Origin of the sequence: Enterococcus sp. PF1-24, assembly GCF_029893325.1 — a bacterium.
GTDB lineage: Bacteria > Bacillota > Bacilli > Lactobacillales > Enterococcaceae > HY326.
This window is the reverse complement of record NZ_JARXWL010000007.1, coordinates 66,448-84,985: the sequence shown is the minus strand read 5'-3', so window position 1 is coordinate 84,985 and position 18,538 is coordinate 66,448. Positions and strand designations below refer to the sequence as shown.

Annotated in this window: 17 protein-coding genes; 14 read left to right on the top strand and 3 right to left on the bottom strand. The window is 35.5% G+C overall.

Annotated features, from left to right (window positions below):
• Positions 1 to 29 precede the first annotated feature (29 nt).
• From M2139_RS04840 to uxaC, 4 genes are all read left to right on the top strand, one after another.
• Positions 30 to 1,823, top strand: a complete 1,794-nt coding sequence (locus M2139_RS04840; protein ID WP_280737687.1) for a sugar-binding domain-containing protein — start codon at positions 30 to 32, stop codon at positions 1,821 to 1,823.
• Between the two features lie 119 nt (positions 1,824 to 1,942).
• Positions 1,943 to 3,535 carry a mannitol dehydrogenase family protein gene (locus tag M2139_RS04835; RefSeq protein ID WP_280737686.1) on the top strand — a complete coding sequence of 531 codons (1,593 nt, stop codon included), beginning with the start codon at positions 1,943 to 1,945 and terminating at the stop codon, positions 3,533 to 3,535.
• Between the two features lie 55 nt (positions 3,536 to 3,590).
• Positions 3,591 to 4,676, top strand: coding sequence for a mannonate dehydratase (gene uxuA / locus M2139_RS04830; protein ID WP_280737685.1), 1,086 nt, complete (start codon positions 3,591 to 3,593; stop codon positions 4,674 to 4,676).
• Between the two features lie 16 nt (positions 4,677 to 4,692).
• Positions 4,693 to 6,087: a glucuronate isomerase gene (gene uxaC, locus M2139_RS04825; protein ID WP_280737684.1), complete on the top strand. Its 1,395-nt coding sequence runs from the start codon at positions 4,693 to 4,695 to the stop codon at positions 6,085 to 6,087.
• 48 nt (positions 6,088 to 6,135) lie between these two features.
• Here the strand turns inward: uxaC and rpiB are convergent, their stop codons facing one another.
• A complete protein-coding gene (gene rpiB / locus M2139_RS04820; RefSeq protein WP_280737683.1) occupies positions 6,136 to 6,582 on the bottom strand; it encodes a ribose 5-phosphate isomerase B in 447 nt (148 codons plus the stop codon).
• A 130-nt stretch (positions 6,583 to 6,712) separates the two neighbouring features.
• Positions 6,713 to 7,276 carry an elongation factor P gene (efp, locus tag M2139_RS04815; RefSeq protein ID WP_280737682.1) on the bottom strand — a complete coding sequence of 188 codons (564 nt, stop codon included), beginning with the start codon at positions 7,274 to 7,276 and terminating at the stop codon, positions 6,713 to 6,715.
• A 190-nt stretch (positions 7,277 to 7,466) separates the two neighbouring features.
• Between efp and mgsA the strand changes: the two genes are divergently transcribed.
• From mgsA to M2139_RS04780, 7 genes are all read left to right on the top strand, one after another.
• Positions 7,467 to 7,889: a methylglyoxal synthase gene (gene mgsA, locus M2139_RS04810; RefSeq protein ID WP_280737681.1), complete on the top strand. Its 423-nt coding sequence runs from the start codon at positions 7,467 to 7,469 to the stop codon at positions 7,887 to 7,889.
• Positions 7,890 to 7,995: 106 nt separating this feature from the next.
• On the top strand, positions 7,996 to 8,766 hold the full coding sequence (locus tag M2139_RS04805) for an IclR family transcriptional regulator (RefSeq protein ID WP_280737680.1): 771 nt from the start codon (positions 7,996 to 7,998) through the stop codon (positions 8,764 to 8,766).
• Positions 8,767 to 8,866: 100 nt separating this feature from the next.
• A complete protein-coding gene (locus M2139_RS04800; protein WP_280737679.1) occupies positions 8,867 to 9,514 on the top strand; it encodes a bifunctional 4-hydroxy-2-oxoglutarate aldolase/2-dehydro-3-deoxy-phosphogluconate aldolase in 648 nt (215 codons plus the stop codon).
• 2 nt (positions 9,515 to 9,516) lie between these two features.
• Positions 9,517 to 10,527, top strand: a complete 1,011-nt coding sequence (locus M2139_RS04795; RefSeq protein ID WP_280737678.1) for a sugar kinase — start codon at positions 9,517 to 9,519, stop codon at positions 10,525 to 10,527.
• Positions 10,528 to 10,554: 27 nt separating this feature from the next.
• Complete coding sequence (kduI, locus tag M2139_RS04790; RefSeq protein WP_280737677.1) at positions 10,555 to 11,394, top strand: 5-dehydro-4-deoxy-D-glucuronate isomerase; 840 nt, start codon at positions 10,555 to 10,557, stop codon at positions 11,392 to 11,394.
• A 13-nt stretch (positions 11,395 to 11,407) separates the two neighbouring features.
• Positions 11,408 to 12,211 (top strand): gluconate 5-dehydrogenase, encoded by an 804-nt coding sequence (locus tag M2139_RS04785; protein ID WP_280737676.1) that lies wholly within the window; start codon positions 11,408 to 11,410, stop codon positions 12,209 to 12,211.
• 73 nt (positions 12,212 to 12,284) lie between these two features.
• Positions 12,285 to 13,124: a hypothetical protein gene (locus M2139_RS04780; protein ID WP_280737675.1), complete on the top strand. Its 840-nt coding sequence runs from the start codon at positions 12,285 to 12,287 to the stop codon at positions 13,122 to 13,124.
• Between the two features lie 53 nt (positions 13,125 to 13,177).
• On the opposite strand, the gene M2139_RS04775 is transcribed toward M2139_RS04780, so the two are convergent.
• Entirely contained in the window at positions 13,178 to 14,002 is an 825-nt protein-coding gene (locus tag M2139_RS04775; RefSeq protein ID WP_280737674.1) for an AraC family transcriptional regulator, read from the bottom strand.
• 290 nt (positions 14,003 to 14,292) lie between these two features.
• Here M2139_RS04775 and M2139_RS04770 point away from each other — a divergent pair, with 290 nt between their 5' ends.
• The 3 genes from M2139_RS04770 to M2139_RS04760 all read left to right on the top strand — a co-directional run bounded on the left by M2139_RS04770 (position 14,293) and on the right by M2139_RS04760 (position 18,501).
• Entirely contained in the window at positions 14,293 to 15,450 is a 1,158-nt protein-coding gene (locus tag M2139_RS04770) for a sugar ABC transporter substrate-binding protein (protein WP_280737673.1), read from the top strand.
• Between the two features lie 139 nt (positions 15,451 to 15,589).
• On the top strand, positions 15,590 to 17,386 hold the full coding sequence (locus tag M2139_RS04765) for a DUF2264 domain-containing protein (protein ID WP_280737672.1): 1,797 nt from the start codon (positions 15,590 to 15,592) through the stop codon (positions 17,384 to 17,386).
• Between the two features lie 2 nt (positions 17,387 to 17,388).
• On the top strand, positions 17,389 to 18,501 hold the full coding sequence (locus tag M2139_RS04760) for a glycoside hydrolase family 88 protein (RefSeq protein ID WP_280737671.1): 1,113 nt from the start codon (positions 17,389 to 17,391) through the stop codon (positions 18,499 to 18,501).
• Positions 18,502 to 18,538 lie beyond the last annotated feature (37 nt).

Here is an 18,538-nt window from a genome sequence, read left to right as displayed (position 1 = left end):
AATAGTAAAAGATAAGTGAAGGTGAAATGATGACGTTTAGAAATGAGTATCCAAGACCTCAGTTTGTCAGAGAACGATGGACGAACTTGAATGGCGATTGGAATTTTATGTTTGATGACAAAAATATTGGCTGTAAAGAAATGTGGTATAACGGTCAGCAAGCATTTACTGAAACAATTAATGTTCCTTTTGTATATCAAACGAAAATGAGTGGTATTCATGTAACTGAGCCTCATGAAATTGTTTGGTATCAGCGAAACATTCAGCTGAAAAAGCAACAGGACAAAAGATATCTCTTGCATTTTGGTGCAGTTGATTACTTAGCAGATATTTATGTGAATGGTCAACATGTTATGCAACATGAGGGCGGACATACTTCGTTTAGTGTAGATGTGACAGACTATTTGAGTGCTGAAAATAGTTTAGTAGTTAGAGTTTATGATCCTTTAAAAGATGAATCAATCCCTCGTGGAAAACAATTTTGGGAAAATGAAAGTCGTGGGATTTGGTATACCAATACTACAGGGATTTGGCAAACGGTTTGGTTAGAAGAAGTTGCGGATATTTATCTTACAAAAGTAAAGATGACTCCCCTTTATGATAACGGGAAGATAAGAATTCAAGCTAAAATAAATCAACCAGCAGCTAATAGTAAGTTGAAATATAAAATCACTTTTAAAGGAGATTTGATTACTGCTGGCTGTACAAAAATTTTTAGCAATAAAGTTGATATAGCTATGGATTTATTTGATGAAATGATTTTTAGACATAATTTTCATGGTGATGGCTATTCATGGACGCCTGAAAATCCACAACTCTTTGATATTCAATTTGAATTACTACAAGCAGGTGAACTTAAAGATCAAGTGCTTAGCTACTTTGGATTTAGAAAAATTCATCATCAAAGAGGGATGGTTTATTTAAATAATAAACCCTATTATCAAAAATTAGTTTTAGACCAAGGTTATTGGCCAGAAAGTTTAATGACTGCACCGGAAGATGCTGCTTTTATTGAAGATATAAAGCTAGCTAAGGAAATGGGATTTAATGGTTGTCGGAAACATCAAAAAACTGAAGATCCGCGCTTTTTATATTGGGCAGATAAATTAGGCTATCTAGTATGGGGAGAATGTGCTTCAGCTCCAGCTTATAATGAAGATGCAGTTAAGCGTTTGATGGTTGAATGGCAAGAGATTATTGAGCGAGATTACAACCATCCTTGTATTATTACATGGGTTCCTTTAAATGAAAGTTGGGGAATTCCTGATGTGCAACACAATCGTCAACAACAGCATTTTTCACAAACTATGTATCACTATTTACATTCATTAGATACAACTCGTTTAGTTATATCTAATGACGGTTGGGCAATAACTGAAAGTGATATTTGTGCGATTCATAATTACGCTCATGGAAATAAAGAGGAAGAAGCGAAATATCAATATTTTAAAGATACATTAAAAAATAAAGAAAATATTTTAGCTTATTGCTCTTCACCGTGGGATATTTATGCCAATGGTTTTAGTCATCAAGGGGAGCCAGTTCTGTTAACTGAATTTGGCGGTATCGGGTTTGATGTATCTGGTCAGCCGGGCTGGGGCTATACCTCTGTTGGAAATGAAGAAGAATTTGTTTCTGAATATGGTAGAGTGATGGCGGCATTGTATGCCTCTGAAATTTTATACGGTTTTTGTTACACCCAGTTAACGGATGTTGAACAAGAAATTAACGGAGTATTGACTTACGATCGCAAGCCAAAATGCGATTTGAGTTTGATTAAAGCAATTAATGATCGTTTCCATATGCCACAAATAAAAGGATAACAAGAAAATTCAACTTTTTTAACGATTTGAAATAAGTCGAAATTCTTAGAGGAGTTCCGCTATTTCTCGAGGATTTCGGCTTTAATTATTTGATTAAAAAATAGAACTAGGAGAATACGATGGTGTCTTTAGATGAATTAGAAGATTTGAGTATAAAAAGACCAAAACATTCACAAAAAGAATTGCAAATACAGACCGAAAAAAAACCACAGTGGGTACATTTTGGTGGTGGAAATTTATATCGGGCGTTTCATGCAGAAATCGCACAAACATTAATTGATCAAGGCGTGATGAAGACTGGAGTTATTGTCTGTGAAACTTTTGATGAAGAAATCATTGAGCATGCTTACCATGATTTTGATAATCAAATTTTAGAAGTGATTATGCATGAAAATGGCAATTTAGAGAAAAAAATATTAAATGCCACAAGTGCTAGTTATTATTGCCCACCTAGCAAAAAAGAAAATTATGAAAAAGTGAAGGAAATCTTTACTAACCCTTCTTTACAGCTAGTAACGGTAACAATTACAGAAAAAGGCTATTCTTTAAAAGATGCCCAAGGTGAATTGTCTGCGGTGATTCAGGGAGATATTAATGCTGGCCCTGATAATGTTCAGCATACAATGAGCATTATTGCGAGTTTGCTTTATAGTCGTTTTCAAGCTGGCATGTTGCCTTTAGCGCTTATTTCAACAGATAATTTTTCGCGAAATGGTCAGCAATTTCAAACCGCTATTTTAAAAATTGCGAAAGGCTGGTTGGAAAAAGGGTTAGTAACGGAAAACTTTATTAATTATTTGCAAGATACAGATAAAATTACATTTCCTTGGTCAATGATTGATCGTATTACGCCGAATCCTTCACAGCTTGTAGCTGATCGGTTAGCAGAAGAAGGTATTGAGGGATTAACGCTTATTCATACGACAAAAGGCACTAATATTGCGGCTTTTGCTAACACTGAAGCGACGCATTATTTGGTGATAGAAGATAGCTTTCCGAATGGACGACCAGCGTTGGAAGAAGCCGGAGTTATACTGACGAATCGTGAGACGGTAGATAAAGCTGATGTCATGAAAGTTATAACTTGTTTAAATCCTTTACATACGGCAATGTCTATTTATGGCTGCTTATTAGGCTATACTTCGATTGCAGATGAGATGAAAGATGAAGATATTGTTAAGTTGATTAAAGGAATTGGTTATATTGAAGGGTTACCTGTTGTTGCAGATCCTCAAATTATTAGCCCTAAAGCATTTATTGATGAGGTGCTTAAACTTCGGTTACCAAATCCGATGATTCCAGATACTCCTCAACGAATTGCCACAGATACTTCGCAAAAAGTAGCAATTCGCTTTGGCGAAACGATTAAAAAGCATCTGGCGATTCATGGAACAGCGACTGAATTAAAATTTATTCCTTTGGCGATAGCCGGTTGGTTGCGCTATTTATTGGCTATAGATGATGCAGGGCAGCCGTTTGCTCCGAGCCCAGATCCTTTGTTAGCAGAGTTGCAAGGGAAATTAAGAGGGATAGAGTTAGGGTATACAGGTAATATTCAGCAAAGAGTGTCGCCGATTTTAAAGAATGAACAAATATTTGGAATTGATTTATACGCTGCTGGATTAGGCGAGCAGATTGAAGGCTATTTTACTGAAATGTTGAAAGAAGCTGGAGCTGTAAGGAAAGTATTACATCAAGTTGTAAACGAGTAAATATTTTATTTAAGAAACTATAAATTTTAATCTATTGAGAGTTGGAGGATTTATTATGGAGATGACATTTCGTTGGTATGGTAAAGAATTTGATAAAGTTAAATTATCAGAGATACGTCAAATTCCGGGTATGAAAGGGATTGTAGGTACACTTTTTGATATTCCAGCAGGGGAAGTGTGGCCGAAAGAACGAATCAAAGCTTTAGTTGATGAAGTTGAAGCTAATGGTTTAACGCTGAAAGTAATTGAAAGTGTGAACATTCATGATGATATAAAAATCGGTTTACCTACAAGAGATCAATATATCGCTAATTATAAGGAAACTATTCGCAATTTAGCTGAATTTGGAGTTGAAGTAATTTGTTACAATTTTATGCCGATTTTTGACTGGATAAAAACTGATTTAGAGTATGTTTTACCAGATGGCTCTGTAACGATGGCTTTTGAAAAAGCAGGAATAGATAAGGATCCAGAAGAGATAGTTAAAGAAGTTGAAGAATCAACTTCTGATTATACGCTACCTGGTTGGGAACCAGAACGCTTAGCCCAAGTTAAAAACTTGTTTGAAGCTTATAAAGAAGTGGATGATCAAAAACTAAGAGAAAACTTTGCATACTTTCTAAAAGCAATTATTCCAACTTGTGAAGAAGTTGAAATAAAAATGGCTGTTCATCCAGATGATCCACCTTATTCAATCTTTGGTTTACCGCGAATTGTTAAGAATCGTGAAGACCTAGATTGGTTGTGTAATGTTGTTGATAGCCCAGCTAATGGAATCACTTTGTGCACAGGAAGCATTGGTGAAGATCCTAACAATGATGTTTATGAGATTTTAGCTGAATTTTGTAAACGGGATCGGATTCCGTTTGCTCACATTCGTAATATTAAGTACTTAGGTAATGATAAAGATTTTTATGAAGCGCCACACTTGTCAACTGAAGGCTCTTTAGATATGTATAGAATTTTAGAAGCGATGTACGATAATGGTTTTGATGGCTATATTCGTCCTGACCACGGTAGAATGATTTGGGGAGAAACCGGACGTGCCGGTTATGGTTTGTATGATCGCGCGATTGGTGCCAGTTATTTACTAGGTTTGTGGGAAGCTATCGCTAAAAGTAAAGAAACTAAAACTATTTAAAGTTGGGAGTAAGCAGATGTTTTTAGATAAAGATTTTGTTTTGAAAAATGATTTTGCTAAAACGTTATATCATGATTATGCGGAAAACATGCCAATCATCGATTACCATTGTCATTTAGATCCTAAAGAAATTTACGATGATTTGAAATTTGAAAATATTACGCAGGCTTGGTTAGGCGGCGACCACTATAAATGGCGCTTAATGCGAGCTAACGGTGTTGCTGAAACATTAATTACTGGTGATGGTTCTGATTATGATAAATTTTTAGCTTGGGCACAAACAATGGAAGGGTGTATTGGCAATCCTTTATATGTTTGGACACATTTAGAATTACGTAGAATCTTCGGAATCGAAGATTTGTTGAATGAAAAAAATGCTCCGAAAATTTGGGAGCAAGCTAATCGTAAACTACAGGAAGAAAGTTTCTCTGTTCGCAATTTAATTGAACAATTTAAAGTGAAAATTATTTGTACAACGGATGATCCTAGTGATTCTTTAACATATCATCAAAAGCTGTTAAAAGAAGAAAAACGCTTTAAAGTTTATCCAACGTTTCGTCCAGATAAGGCTGTAGCTATTCAAACAGAAGGTTATCTTGATTATTTGCTTCAATTAGGCACAAATAGTGGTGAAAAGATCACTTCTTATAAGACTTTAGTTCAGGCGTTGAGTAAGCGCGTAGATTATTTCCATGAACTTGGTGGACGCTTATCTGATCATAGCTTCCCAGCATTTACAGCATACCAAGAGATTGAAGAAACAAAATTAGCGAAGATTTTTGAAAAAAGAATGGCTGGTGAGAGTTTAACTGAAGCAGAAATTAGTTATTTTCAATTTGGTTTGGCATTAGATTTAATGCGTTTGTATGCAAAAAAAGGCTGGACAGCACAATTGCATCTAATGGCTACCCGTAATAATAATTCAAAAATCTTTAATAGCTATGGGCCAGATGGTGGTGGCGATGCTATGGGGGATGATGCGGTTGAAGCAGGTATTAGTCGCTTGTTTGATTTGTTAAATTCGGAAGAAAACTTGCCAAAAACGATTTTATATTCTTTAAATGCTAAAGACTATTTGCCGCTAGTAGCATTGATGGGTGCTTTTCAAGCAGATGTTAAGGGGAAAATTCAATTTGGGTCGGCTTGGTGGTTTAATGATAGCTATTCAGGGATGCGTCATCAAATGACGACCTTAGCTGAAGGTGGAATTTTAGCCAATTTTGTTGGGATGCTAACAGATTCACGAAGTTTCTTATCTTATCCGCGACATGAATATTTCCGGCGGATTTTATGTCAATTAATAAGTGAGTGGGTGGAAGATGGACAATTGCCTGCTGATTCAGATTACATTGGCGAAATAATCGAAAAAATTTCATACACGAACGCGAATCAATATTTCGGGTTCAACTAACAAAAAACAACGCTCTTCAACTTAACTGTTAAAGAGCGTTGTTGCATTTTACAAATTAACTTCTAACTGACTAATTTTATCAATCCGATTTTGATGACGGCCGCCTTGGAACTCAGCAGTTAGCCAAGTATCAACAATCATTTCAGCTAAGCCTTCACCTAGTACCCGTTGGCCTAAACAGATCACGTTAGCGTTGTTATGTTCTTTGGTAGCTTGAGCAGAAAAAACATCACCAACGACTGCAGCACGAATGCCTTTAAATTTGTTGGCAGCCATACTCATGCCAATGCCAGTACCGCAAATCAAAATCCCACTAGCTACTTCTTTAGCGGTTACTGCCTGACAAACTTTGGCAGCATAATCAGGGTAATCAACCCCTTGAGCTGGGTTTTCAATACCAAAATCAGTGACTTCATAGCCACCAGCAGTTAAATGTTTCACTAAAGCTTCTTTCATTTCAAATCCACCATGGTCACAGGCAATTGCTAATTTCATTTTTTTGAGCTCCTTATTAATAAATTAGTATTTGTTTTTATTTAAGAGAAAGCTTTTTCATAATTATTATAACTCAGCCTTTTAGGTAAAATCAACCAAAAAGACTCTACGCAAGGTAGAGTCTTTTGTATTATTTGCCAGCGCGTTTAATATAACTACCTTCGGCTGTATTAATTTCTAATTTTTCGCCTTCTTCGATAAAGTCAGGCACGTTAACTACTAAACCAGTTTCCATTGTTGCTGGTTTACCAGAACCAGTTACTGTAGCACCTTTAATTGAAGGTTGTGTTTCAACTACTTTTAAAACAACAGTTGTTGGTAAAGAAACCCCGATTACTTCGCTACCGTAAAATTGAATTTTAACTTCCATATTTTCTAAAATGTATTTCATTTCTTCTTCAATAGAAGTTAGTGGTAATTCATATTGTTCGTAAGTTTCTAAATCCATGAAAACTGCTACGTCATCTTGGCTATATAAATATTGAACAGCTTTAGTGTCAATATGTGCTTTAGGAACTTTTTCATCAGGACGCATTGTTGTATCATAAGTAGCACCTGTTCGAACGTCCCGTAATTTCATACGCATAACAGTATTTCCCTTGCCTGGTTTGTGGTGGCTAGCTTCCATTACTTTAATTAACTTGCCATCTTGTTCAAAAGTCATACCTGCTTTTAAATCACTAATTGCAATCATTTGTAAGTCTCCTTCTTTAAATAGAAATATTCCTTTTTATTGTAGCAAAGTCCCGCCGGATATACTAGGAATTATTACTATTTTTTAGGAAATTACAATTAAATCTCCTTAGCAAAAGAAATTTTGGTATACTTAAGCCGAAGAATAAAATAGAAAATTATAGATAAAGAGAACTGAAAGGGATGAAAAAATGAAAATTGCTTTAATTGCTCATGATCGCAAAAAAGATTTAATGGTAAAATTAACAAGTGCTTATCGGGATATTTTGAAAGATCACGAATTATATGCTACCGGGACGACTGGCAGTCGTGTGATGGAAAGTACCGGTTTAGCGGTGCATTGTTTTAAATCGGGACCTTTAGGTGGCGACCAACAAATTGGCGCGATGATTTCAGATGATTTGATGGATATTGTGATTTTTTTGCGGGATCCATTGGCGGCGCAACCCCATGAGCCGGATGTGACAGCGTTAATTCGCTTATGTGATGTTTATGAAATTCCTTTAGCTACTAATATCGGCACGGCAGAAGTTTTAATTCGCGGCTTGGCAGAAGGTTTGATGGACTTTCGTAATATTGTTCATGAATTAGAGTTGAAACCTTTAAGTTATTAATATTGTAAAAATGCAAAATCGTCATTAAAGATGATTTTGTATTTTTTTGTTTTCTATTTGGGAAAAGCAAGGTATAATTTCTTATATAGAAACAGGAGTGATTAATATGGAAAAACAAAAACCTTACGGCACGGTATTAATTAAAGCCGCAGTTATTTTAGATTTTATTGCTGAAAATGCTGAAGTGACTTTACAAGAAATCGCCTTAGGCACACAAATGACCAACTCAACCACCTTGAAAATTTTAGATACACTGCAATTAATTGGTTATGTTAAAAAAAGTAGTCAGAAAACTTATACATTAGGCTCAAAATTAATTCGTTATGCGAATCAAAACCTTGAAGAGACAGACTTGATTGAATTAACTTTACCTTATTTAGAAACGCTCCAAGAAAAAATTGATGAAACTATCCATCTTGGCGTAGTAAGCAATCAAGAAATTTTATATGTAAATAAATTAGAAGCCAAAAATCAAACGATTCGGATGTCTTCAAAAATCGGCATCACTCGACCTTTATACAGCTCTGCCATGGGGAAAGCGGTGTTAGCGGAATATTCTGAAGCCCAATATCAAGACTATTTAGCCCAGCATGATTTGCTTGCCTATACGCCGCAAACAATTACTAATCCTTTAAAACTAGCTAGCGAATTAGAACAAGTTCGTAGTAAACAAGTTGCCTATGATGACGAAGAAATGGAAAAAGATATTTTTTGCATCGGGGCCGCAATTAAGCAGCAAGGTGAAACCCTCGGTGCTTTCAGCGTAAGTATGCCTAAATATCGCGTAACGCCAGCAACAGAAGCCAAAATTGTTCAAGTGGTTAAAGAAACGAAAAAATTAATTGAAGCCGCGCTAATGAATTCTTTAAAAAAATAAACTCTATAAAAACCTTGAAAAAAACTACAGCTTTAGTATAATAAAACTGTAGTTTTCTTTATCGTAAATGCAAATTTCTAAATAAGAAAAGAGTGGTAATGTGAAACGTGTTAATATTTTAACTCGCTTAGAAAATGCCGGTGTGATTGCGGTGGTTCGCGGGGCAACTAAAACAGAAGCGATACAAGCCAGTCAGGCAATTGTCGCTGGTGGCATGAAGGGGATTGAATTAACTTTTACTGTGCCGCAAGCCGATGAAGCCATTCGAGAGTTAGTAGCTATGTATCAAGATTCCCCAGAAATCGTGATTGGTGCAGGTACGGTGCTTGATGTGGTGACTGCTCGATTAGCAATTATGGCGGGGGCAGAATATATTGTCAGCCCAACTTTTGATGCAGAGACAGCACAACTTTGTAACTTGTATCAAGTCCCTTATTTACCAGGCTGCATGACCATTACAGAAATGAAAGTTGCTTTGCAAGCGGGAGTAGATATCATTAAGTTATTTCCTGGTAGTGTTTATGGTCCAAGTGCAATTTCTGCCTTTAAAGCACCAATGCCACAATTAAATATTATGCCCACTGGCGGAGTAAGTTTAGATAATATGGAAGAGTGGTTTAAAGCCGGTGTTATCACAGTCGGTGTCGGCGGAAATTTATTAGCGCCAGCTGCGACTGGTGATTTTGCTAAAGTTACAGAAATCGCTAAAGAGTACGTTGCTAAGTATCAAGCAATCAAAGGTAAATAGTTATGGCGAAAATTGTAACTTTAGGAGAAATCATGTTGCGCTTGTCTTCCTTATCAGGACAGCGAATTCCACAAAGTGAAACTTTTCAAGCCCATTATGGTGGCGGTGAAGCCAATGTCGCTGTTTCTTTAGCGAATTATGGTCATGAAGTTTATTTCGCCAGTAAAGTCCCTGAGAATGACTTAGGGGAAGCGGTTGACAAACATTTACGACGTTACGGTGTTTCTTCAGAGTTTGTTTTAACCGGTGGCAAGCGCTTAGGAACTTATTATTTGGAAACTGGTGTTGCGGGAAGAGGAGCTAGCGTGATTTATGATCGAGCGGCTTCAAGTTTTGCTGAAATGACCGAGTTAGAGTGGGATTTAGCTAAATTATTTAAAAATGCAACGATTTTTCATATTTCCGGTATCACCCCAGCGCTATCAGAAGCGTGGCAACAATTAACGATAGCGTTAATCAAAAAAGCAAAAGCGGCAGGCTGTAAAATTAGTTTTGATGTAAATTATCGTGGCAAGTTGTGGGGTCAGCAGGCGGCAGCCGCTTTTTTAAAACAAGTTTTACCGCTAGTTGATTATTGTTCGGCTGGTAAAATGGATGCCCTTTATTTATTAGGCATTCCTGAAGTTAATGGAAAATCAGAGAATGAAGCGTTAGTTTATTACTATCAAGAAATGCAGCGACAATATCCGAATATTCAAGTATTTTATTCAACGCTACGCGAAGTTCGTTCGGCCAGCGCTAATTGCTTGCAAGGAACTTTATGGCAAAACCAACAGTATCATGAATCACAAATTCACGAAATTGAGCCAATTGTCGATCGAGTGGGTGGTGGAGATGCCTTTGCTGGTGGTGTTTTACACGGCTTAGCAACTGGCTTATCTTCGCAAGAAACGATAGATTTTGCAACAGCGGCAGCGGTGCTTAAACACACGGTTCATGGTGATTGCAATCAATTTAGTCAACAAGAAGTACTGGCTTTCTTAGCAGCAGGTTCTGGAAGAATTGTACGGTAAATTAAAAAAAGAATGGAGAATGAACAAATGCAAAATATGGAAACTCGTTACACTCATAGCCCTAAAGACATCAGACATTATTCAACTGCGGAGTTGAGAGAAGAGTTCTTAATTGAAAAAGTTTTTGTACCTGGCACAATTAGTTTGACTTATACACATAATGATAGAATGATTTTTGGTGGAGTAACACCGACAGATAAACCTCTAGAGATTGTATTAAGTAAAGAATTAGGCGTTGAGTATTTCTTAGAGCGTCGTGAATTAGGTGTCATTAATATTGGTGGACCAGGTTATATTGAAATAGACGGCAAAAAAGAAACAATGAAAAAACAAGATGGTTATTATATCGGAAAAGAAACTAAACATGTTGTGTTTATTTCTGAAAATAAAGAAAATCCAGCTAAATTCTATATTAGTTCAACACCAGCGCATCATAAATATCCAAATGTAAAAATTAGTATTGATGAAGTGAAACCGATGGAAACAGGTGAGCCTTTAACGTTGAATGAACGCAAAATTTATCAATACATTCATCCGAATGTTTGCGAAAGTTGTCAATTACAAATGGGCTACACGATTTTAGAGCCAGGTAGCGCGTGGAATACAATGCCTTGCCACACTCATGAACGTCGAATGGAAGCCTATGTTTACTTTGATATGACAGAAGATACTAAGATTTTCCATATGATGGGGACTCCTGATGAAACTAAACATTTAGTGATGGGGAATGAACAAGCGGCTATTTCACCAAGCTGGTCTATTCATTCAGGTGTAGGGACTAGCAACTATTCATTTATTTGGGCGATGTGTGGAGAAAATATCACATACACTGATATGGATATGGTTGCCATGGACGATTTAAAATAAGGAGGAGTAAATAATGGATTTTAAGATGGATATGTTTCGCTTAGATGGAAAAGTGGCTTTAGTAACTGGCGCGGTTTACGGGATTGGTTTTGAAATTGCTAAATCGCTAGCAACTGCTGGAGCGACAATTGTTTTTAATAATATTGATCAAGCTTCTGTTGCTCAAGGGATTGCGAATTATCAAGAAATTGGTATCGTTGCAAAAGGTTATGTCTGCGATGTCACAGATGAAACGGCTGTACAAAAAATGATTCAACAAATTAAAACTGAAGTTGGTAGTGTAGATATCTTAGTTAATAATGCGGGAATTATTAAACGGACACCTATGATTGAAATGGATGTAGCTGATTTCCGTCAAGTAATTGATGTGGATTTAAATGCACCATTTATCATGGCTAAAGCGGTCCTTCCTGATATGATTGAAAAAGGTCAAGGAAAAATCATTAACATTTGTTCAATGATGAGTGAATTAGGCCGTGAAACAGTTAGTGCTTATGCAGCAGCAAAAGGTGGCTTGAAAATGCTAACTAAAAACATTGCTTCTGAATATGGTCAATATAATATTCAATGTAACGGCATTGGACCTGGTTATATTGCAACGCCACAAACTGCACCGTTACGTGAAAAACAAGAAGATGGTGAGCGTCATCCTTTTGACCAATTTATCGTGGGGCGTACACCGGCAGCTCGCTGGGGAGAACCGATTGATTTAGCGGGACCAGCAATTTTCTTAGCTTCAGAAGCCTCTGATTTTGTTAATGGACATATTCTTTATGTTGATGGTGGGATCTTAGCTTATATTGGTAAACAACCTTAAAAATTTAGAAGTCTTCAATTCGTTGGAGACTTCTTTCTGTATCTGATATTTTTAATAGGAAGTAGGGGATTGAATGACAAATATTTCTTTGGCAATTTTAGACAAAACAGGCCAAGTAAAACTAGGGAAAAATGATTATGAGGAAGAACGACGCTTGCTGCAAATCGTTGGTGAAGACTTTGTTGATCTTGCAACTCAAGAATTTTATTATGAAGATGGCGATGTGATTCGGATTGAAGTTGAAAAAAAGGATGTGTATCTAGTTGCTAAATTGGATGAAACTTTAGATACGACCTTAATCTATTTAAAAGATCATGTTTGGGAATATAAAGTTGATATGACCGAAAACGCGAGAGAAGCACGCCCGGAACAGCGCTTTGCCAGCAAGCGCCACTATCTTAGTGTGCGGGTAGCAACTACTGTTGAGGCTGAAATGTATCGTAACTTAGCATTTAATCCGCATGATCAAAAAGAAAGCAATGGTGCATATCCTCATGCTTTTGCAAATGTGGAAACCCGTAATGATGCCACTTTCTTTGCTTGTAATGCAATTGACGGTGTGTACGGTAATCTTTCTCACGGATCATATCCTTATCAATCATGGGGAATTAATCAACAATCAAACGCAGCTTTAACTGTTGATTTTGGTAGAGAAGTAGCACTAGATAAAGTTATTTTTACCTTCAGAGCCGATTTTCCACACGATAATTATTGGGAAGAAGTCTGCTTAACCTTTTCTGATGGTTCAAAAGAAAGCTTTGCTACAGTAAAAACGGCTAGGTCTCAAACTTTTTCTTTTGAAAAACGGACAACCAGTAGCGTTGTTTTTAGCCACTTGAAGCAAGCCGAAGATCCGTCACCGTTTCCTGCACTGACAGAAATTGAACTGTTTGGTAATAATATTTTAGAGTAAAACAAACCACTTTAATCAAACGTTTATGTGACGGGTGATTAAAGTGGTTTTTATTATGCATTTAATGAAGAAGCATATTTTTTGGGAGAAATACCTGTGATTCGTTTAAAGGCTCGAATGAAATTGGAATAATCATTAAAACCACATTTTTCACAGCACTGTTGTACACTAATGTTTTCTTCTAATAATCGTTTTGCTAAAGAAATGCGACTCAGCAAGATGTATTGATAAATAGTCACACCCAAATCTTCTTTAAAAATTCGATTTAAGTAAATTTTATTATGATTCATTTGACAAGCAACAGATTCCAAAGAAAGTTTTGGATTTGAAACTTGAGTTTGAATATATTCTAAAATCTTAGTAGTCAATTCTGGAAAATGATAAGTTTCTTCTGCTTTTGTGGGCTCTGAAAATTGATTTGCATAAACGAGTACTTGCATAAATAAAGAATATAGCAACAAGTCATGACCAATAGTAGATGGATGTTGAAATTCTGAAATTAATTTCAACATAGTTGGTGCCATAATGTCCAATTGCGCTGGATTGAGTTGGACAATTGATTTTCGCTCTTCGAAAGCTTGCAATAAGTTTGTTTTATTAGAAGATAAACTTCTAGCGAGATTTGGTGAAAAATGAATAGCACAGCGTTCGAAAATTTCACCAGGAAAAGGATTAGGTCCGTGAACTTGATCATTATTAATAAAAATCAAACTCCCTTTTTCTAAAAGAAAGGACTTATTATCAATAAAAAAGCGAGCTTCTCCTTTTGTTAATAAATATAATTCCATATGATTATGCATATGTAAGGTAATACCCGGAGGTTCAGTATTAAAAAAGCAATCAATATCTTTTCGAAAGTGCTCAATTAGATAATCCATAGTAAAAAACCTTTCGTAACAGCATTTTTAGTTTACCAGTACATTAATTAGTAGATTTTCATACAAAAACAAAAAGTTTGTTTTTGCATATTTTTTGTTTATTTTAGCAAAGAAACCGCTTTTATTATTATATATAATAATTTTGTGAAAAGAAACTAATAAATGTTAAGGAGAAGAAAATTATAAAGAGAAAACTTAAATTTTTAGTCGTAACTTTAGGGTTAATTGGTTTGTTTGGTTTTGCTGCTTGTGGAAAAACTGAAGAAGAGAGTTCTGGAGAAATATTATCTATGGCAACTTGGGGTTATGATGCGAATCCAGAATTTAAAGCGTTGGTAGAAGCTTTCAAGGAAGAACATGAAGGTATTGAAGTTAAAATTATCGATATTGAAGCTGCACAATATGAAGATAAAATAACTACTATGTTAGCTTCTGGTGATACAACAGATGTGTTAGCTATTAAAGGTGTAGGCAGCTATGTTAATTATGCAACTAAAGACCAATTGCTAGATTTAACAGAAGAAGCAGATGCTATTGAAGGAAAAGAAAATTTTAAAGGTAATTTAGATGGCTATGATTTAGATGGTAGTTATTATGCTTTACCATTTAGAAAAGATATCTATATGTTGTTTTACAATAAGAGAATCTTTGATGAACAAGGAATCGAGTATCCTGAAAATCTAACTTGGGATGAATATGAAGCCTTAGCTGAAAAGTTAACAACAGAAAAAGATGGTCAAAAGGTTTATGGAGCATACCATCATACTTGGAATCAAATTTTAACATGTACGGCTGCCAATCAAGAGAAGAAAAATTTGAATGATGGTGTGTACGGTTTTACTGAAGATTATTTTGAGCGTTGGTTAAGAATGCAGGACTCTGGTAGTACAATGGATTATTCATCTATTAAAACAGCTAGTGTTACTTATTCTTCACAATTCGAAACAGAAAAAACAGCAATGATGCCAATGGGAAGTTTCTACTTAGGCAAACTAATCAACGCTGCTAAGGAAAATCGAACTGAAGTCGAGTGGGGAGTAACTTCTCTTCCGCAAAACGAGAAAGGTAAAGTAATTACTTATGGTGGTCCAACAGGATTTGCAGTCAATAAACATTCAAAAAATGCAGAGTTAGCTAAGGAGTTTATAACTTTCTGTGCTAGCGAAAAAGGTGCGAAGGTTGTTGCACAAGTTGGTATGACACCAGCTTATCAATCAGATGAAGTAATGAAAACTTTATATAGTGTTGAAGGTATGCCGAATGATGAAGAAAGTCAACGTGCTATGAATCCTAATGAAAATGGTTGGGAAATTTTACCGGATACTAATGTTGCAGAGATTACCGCAATTATCAATGAGGAATACGAACTGATTATGGTTGGCGATAGTGATGTAAAAAAAGGAATTGCAACAATGGAAAAAAGGGTTGCTGAAGTTTTAGCAGAATAGGTTAACTTATAAATCAGGTTGAAGTTGAAGGTTAACTGATACCTGATTTATTATCCTTAAAAGGAGAGTTAATAATTTTGAGAAACTAAAATTGTTTTTTTAGGGTAGTTGAGTTGTACTAACGATAGGAGGGAAAGTGGTGGATAAACTTCAATTTGCAGAACAATTTATTAAAATCGTTCAACCGATAGAACCTTTATTGCTAAATCAAACAACCGGATTAGTAAAAATTGGATCTTCAGGAACTATTTACAATGAAAAAATCCGACAAGCAGAAACGTTTTTGCGATTATTGTGGGGATATGCAGGTTACTATAAAGAACAACCGATAGATGCGTTGTTTAAACAATTAATTTTAGGAATTGCTGAAGGTGTCAATCCGAAGGGGAACAATTATTGGGGAGATGTAGATGGTGTTAACCAATTAATGGTAGAAATGGCGCCGTTAGCTGTTTTTGTATTAATGAATGAAGAAAAAGTAAAAACTGAAATGTGTATAGAAGATCAAAAAAATATGATTAGTTGGTTAGATCAAATCAATCTCTATCAAACAGCGGATAATAATTGGCGATTTTTTAGAATTCTTGTAAATTGCTGTTTGGATAATTGTTATGGCTTAGATAGACAAAATCAAATAGAAATAGATTTTCAAAGAATTGATAGTTTCTATTTGGGAAATGGTTGGTACTATGACGGGGTTCCGCAGCAAATTGATTATTATATTTCTTTTGCTATTCAGTATTATTCCTTACTATATGTTTATTTTTACAAAGAGAAAGATTCAGAACGCTGTGAAAAATTACTTAAACGAGCAAAAAAATTTGCACAAACATTTCGCTATTGGTTTGATACTGAAGGGAGAGGAATTCCTTTTGGTCGAAGTTTAACTTATCGGTTTGCACAAGCATCTTTTTGGTCAGCCTATTTATTGGTTCAAGTGGATCAAGACTTTTTGGCAGAAGCAAAATGGATTTTGAAAAATAATTTGCGGCATTGGTTGCAACGAGATATTTTTTCAAAAGAAGGCTTTTTGAAAATTGGTTATTATTATGAAAATTTAGTTATGGCAGAGGAATATAATGGTCCAGGGTCGCCATATTGGGGACTAAAAAGCTTTATTTTGTTGGCATTACCTAAAAGCCATAACTTATGGGAAATGCAAGAAAGCATTCCGATGCCTAAACAACAACATTTGTTAGCAGAAGCTCAAATGATCCTAACATCTAATCAAAATGGAAAAGAAGTTCGCTGTTATCCAACTGGTCAATATGTTGAAACTCATACTCATGGTGAAGCTAAATACAGTAAGTTTGTCTATTCTACTAATTTTGGGTTTAATGTCTCTAAGGGATTGATTGGTTGGGAAAAAGGTGGGTTTGACAATGTTCTTGCTGTTTCTGAAGATGATCAATTTTATCGAGTTCGGACAAAATCAGACTCTTTTTCACTAGCAGAAAATTATATTTATACGAAATGGAAACCTTGGTCAGATGTAATAATAGAATCATTTATTATTCCTTTTGAAGAGTGGCATTTTAGAATCCATAAAATAAAATCAAATAGAAATTTAACAATTACAGATGGAGGTTTTTCGGTTCTTTGGGATGGAGAAAAAAGTGTTTCTCGTAAAGCTAACGAGACATCTCTAAATGTTTGTTCTGCTATAGGAATGAGTGGTGTAATTAGTTTAGATGATAAAATGTCAGCTCATCTATCTCAACGCCTATCTAACCAAAACTTACTATATAATTGTGTTGTTTTCCCGTATTTAAAGGCTAAAATATCAGCTGGTGAAGAACAACTTTTCGTAAATGGATTTGTTGGCAGCTTTGAAAAATCTTTGGAAGTAGTTAAACCTGAAATAATAATAGCTGAACAAAAGGTAATTATTAAGCAATCAGGAAATATAATAGAAATAGATGTTAAGGAGTTATAAAGATGGTCAAATTGGAAGTTGCAAAGAATTTGGATAAAATTCAACACAAGGTGATTTGTGAAATTGAGCGATTAGGTGAAGGGATTCCTTATATTCCTGATGCGGGCAAGTATAAGGATATGAAAGAGGAAGATATATCATGGTGGACGAATGGCTTCTTCGCAGGAATGTTATGGCATCTATACCAATATAGTGGTAATGAAATATTCTCAAAGAAAGCAATTCAAATTGAGCAAATTTTAGATCAAGCAATGGAAGATTTTTTTGATTTGCATCATGATGTAGGCTTTATGTGGTTGCATACAGCCGTTGCTAATTATCGTATTACTAAAAATTCGGATTCCTATTTACGTGGGATGAAAGCTGCTTCAATTTTAGCAGCAAGGTTTAATCATAATGGTAATTATTTGCGTGCGTGGAATGATACTTATGATGGGTGGACGATTATTGATAGTATGATGAATATTCCGTTGCTTTATTGGGCAAGCAATGAGTTAAATGATCCTCGTTATTCAGCAATTGCTACATTGCACGCAGAAACTATTCAGAAAAATTTGATTCGTAGTGATGGATCAGTCGGTCATATCGGTAACTTTGATTCGCTTACAGGTGAATTTTTAGAGCTATTGGGTGGTCAGGGATTTTCGGGTGAGTCAGCTTGGAGCCGCGGACAAGCTTGGGCTATTTATGGTTTTGCTTTGAGTTATAAGTATACTAAAAAAGAAACTTTTCTAAAAACAGCACAACAAGTTGCCCATTACTTTTTAGCTAATGTCGCCAGTACGGATTATGTTCCAGCAATTGATTTTAAAGCACCTGATATTCAATTAAATACAGATACTAGCGCTTCGGTGATTGCAGCTTGTGGATTGCTTGAAATTAGTGAACACCTTCCTGACGAAGAAAAGCATATTTATGTATCAGGTGCAGAGAAAGTGTTACAAGCAGTACTTGGAAATTATTGTAATTTCGATGATCAGCTGGATGGAATTGTTGAAGGTGGGGCAGTCGCTTATCATCATCCTGGTGAAAAAAATGTGGCATTAATCTATTCGGATTATTTTTTAGTAGAAGCTTTGTTAAAAATCAGTAAGCAGGCTACTGATTTATGGTAATGAAAAACATTCTATTGAGATTATTAACCAGTAAAAT

Excerpts from the sequence above, each read along its gene's own strand:
- uxaC (WP_280737684.1), top strand. The coding sequence starts at position 4,693 with ATGTTTTTAGATAAAGATTTTGTTTTGAAAAATGATTTTGCTAAAACG.
- M2139_RS04805 (WP_280737680.1), top strand. The coding sequence starts at position 7,996 with ATGGAAAAACAAAAACCTTACGGCACGGTATTAATTAAAGCCGCAGTT.
- M2139_RS04780 (WP_280737675.1), top strand. The coding sequence starts at position 12,285 with ATGACAAATATTTCTTTGGCAATTTTAGACAAAACAGGCCAAGTAAAA.
- M2139_RS04775 (WP_280737674.1), bottom strand. The coding sequence starts at position 14,002 with ATGGATTATCTAATTGAGCACTTTCGAAAAGATATTGATTGCTTTTTT.
- M2139_RS04795 (WP_280737678.1), top strand. The coding sequence starts at position 9,517 with ATGGCGAAAATTGTAACTTTAGGAGAAATCATGTTGCGCTTGTCTTCC.
- efp (WP_280737682.1), bottom strand. The coding sequence starts at position 7,276 with ATGATTGCAATTAGTGATTTAAAAGCAGGTATGACTTTTGAACAAGAT.
- M2139_RS04760 (WP_280737671.1), top strand. The coding sequence starts at position 17,389 with ATGGTCAAATTGGAAGTTGCAAAGAATTTGGATAAAATTCAACACAAG.
- M2139_RS04785 (WP_280737676.1), top strand. The coding sequence starts at position 11,408 with ATGGATTTTAAGATGGATATGTTTCGCTTAGATGGAAAAGTGGCTTTA.
- uxuA (WP_280737685.1), top strand. The coding sequence starts at position 3,591 with ATGGAGATGACATTTCGTTGGTATGGTAAAGAATTTGATAAAGTTAAA.
- mgsA (WP_280737681.1), top strand. The coding sequence starts at position 7,467 with ATGAAAATTGCTTTAATTGCTCATGATCGCAAAAAAGATTTAATGGTA.
- kduI (WP_280737677.1), top strand. The coding sequence starts at position 10,555 with ATGCAAAATATGGAAACTCGTTACACTCATAGCCCTAAAGACATCAGA.
- M2139_RS04840 (WP_280737687.1), top strand. The coding sequence starts at position 30 with ATGACGTTTAGAAATGAGTATCCAAGACCTCAGTTTGTCAGAGAACGA.
- M2139_RS04835 (WP_280737686.1), top strand. The coding sequence starts at position 1,943 with ATGGTGTCTTTAGATGAATTAGAAGATTTGAGTATAAAAAGACCAAAA.
- M2139_RS04770 (WP_280737673.1), top strand. The coding sequence starts at position 14,293 with ATGGCAACTTGGGGTTATGATGCGAATCCAGAATTTAAAGCGTTGGTA.
- rpiB (WP_280737683.1), bottom strand. The coding sequence starts at position 6,582 with ATGAAATTAGCAATTGCCTGTGACCATGGTGGATTTGAAATGAAAGAA.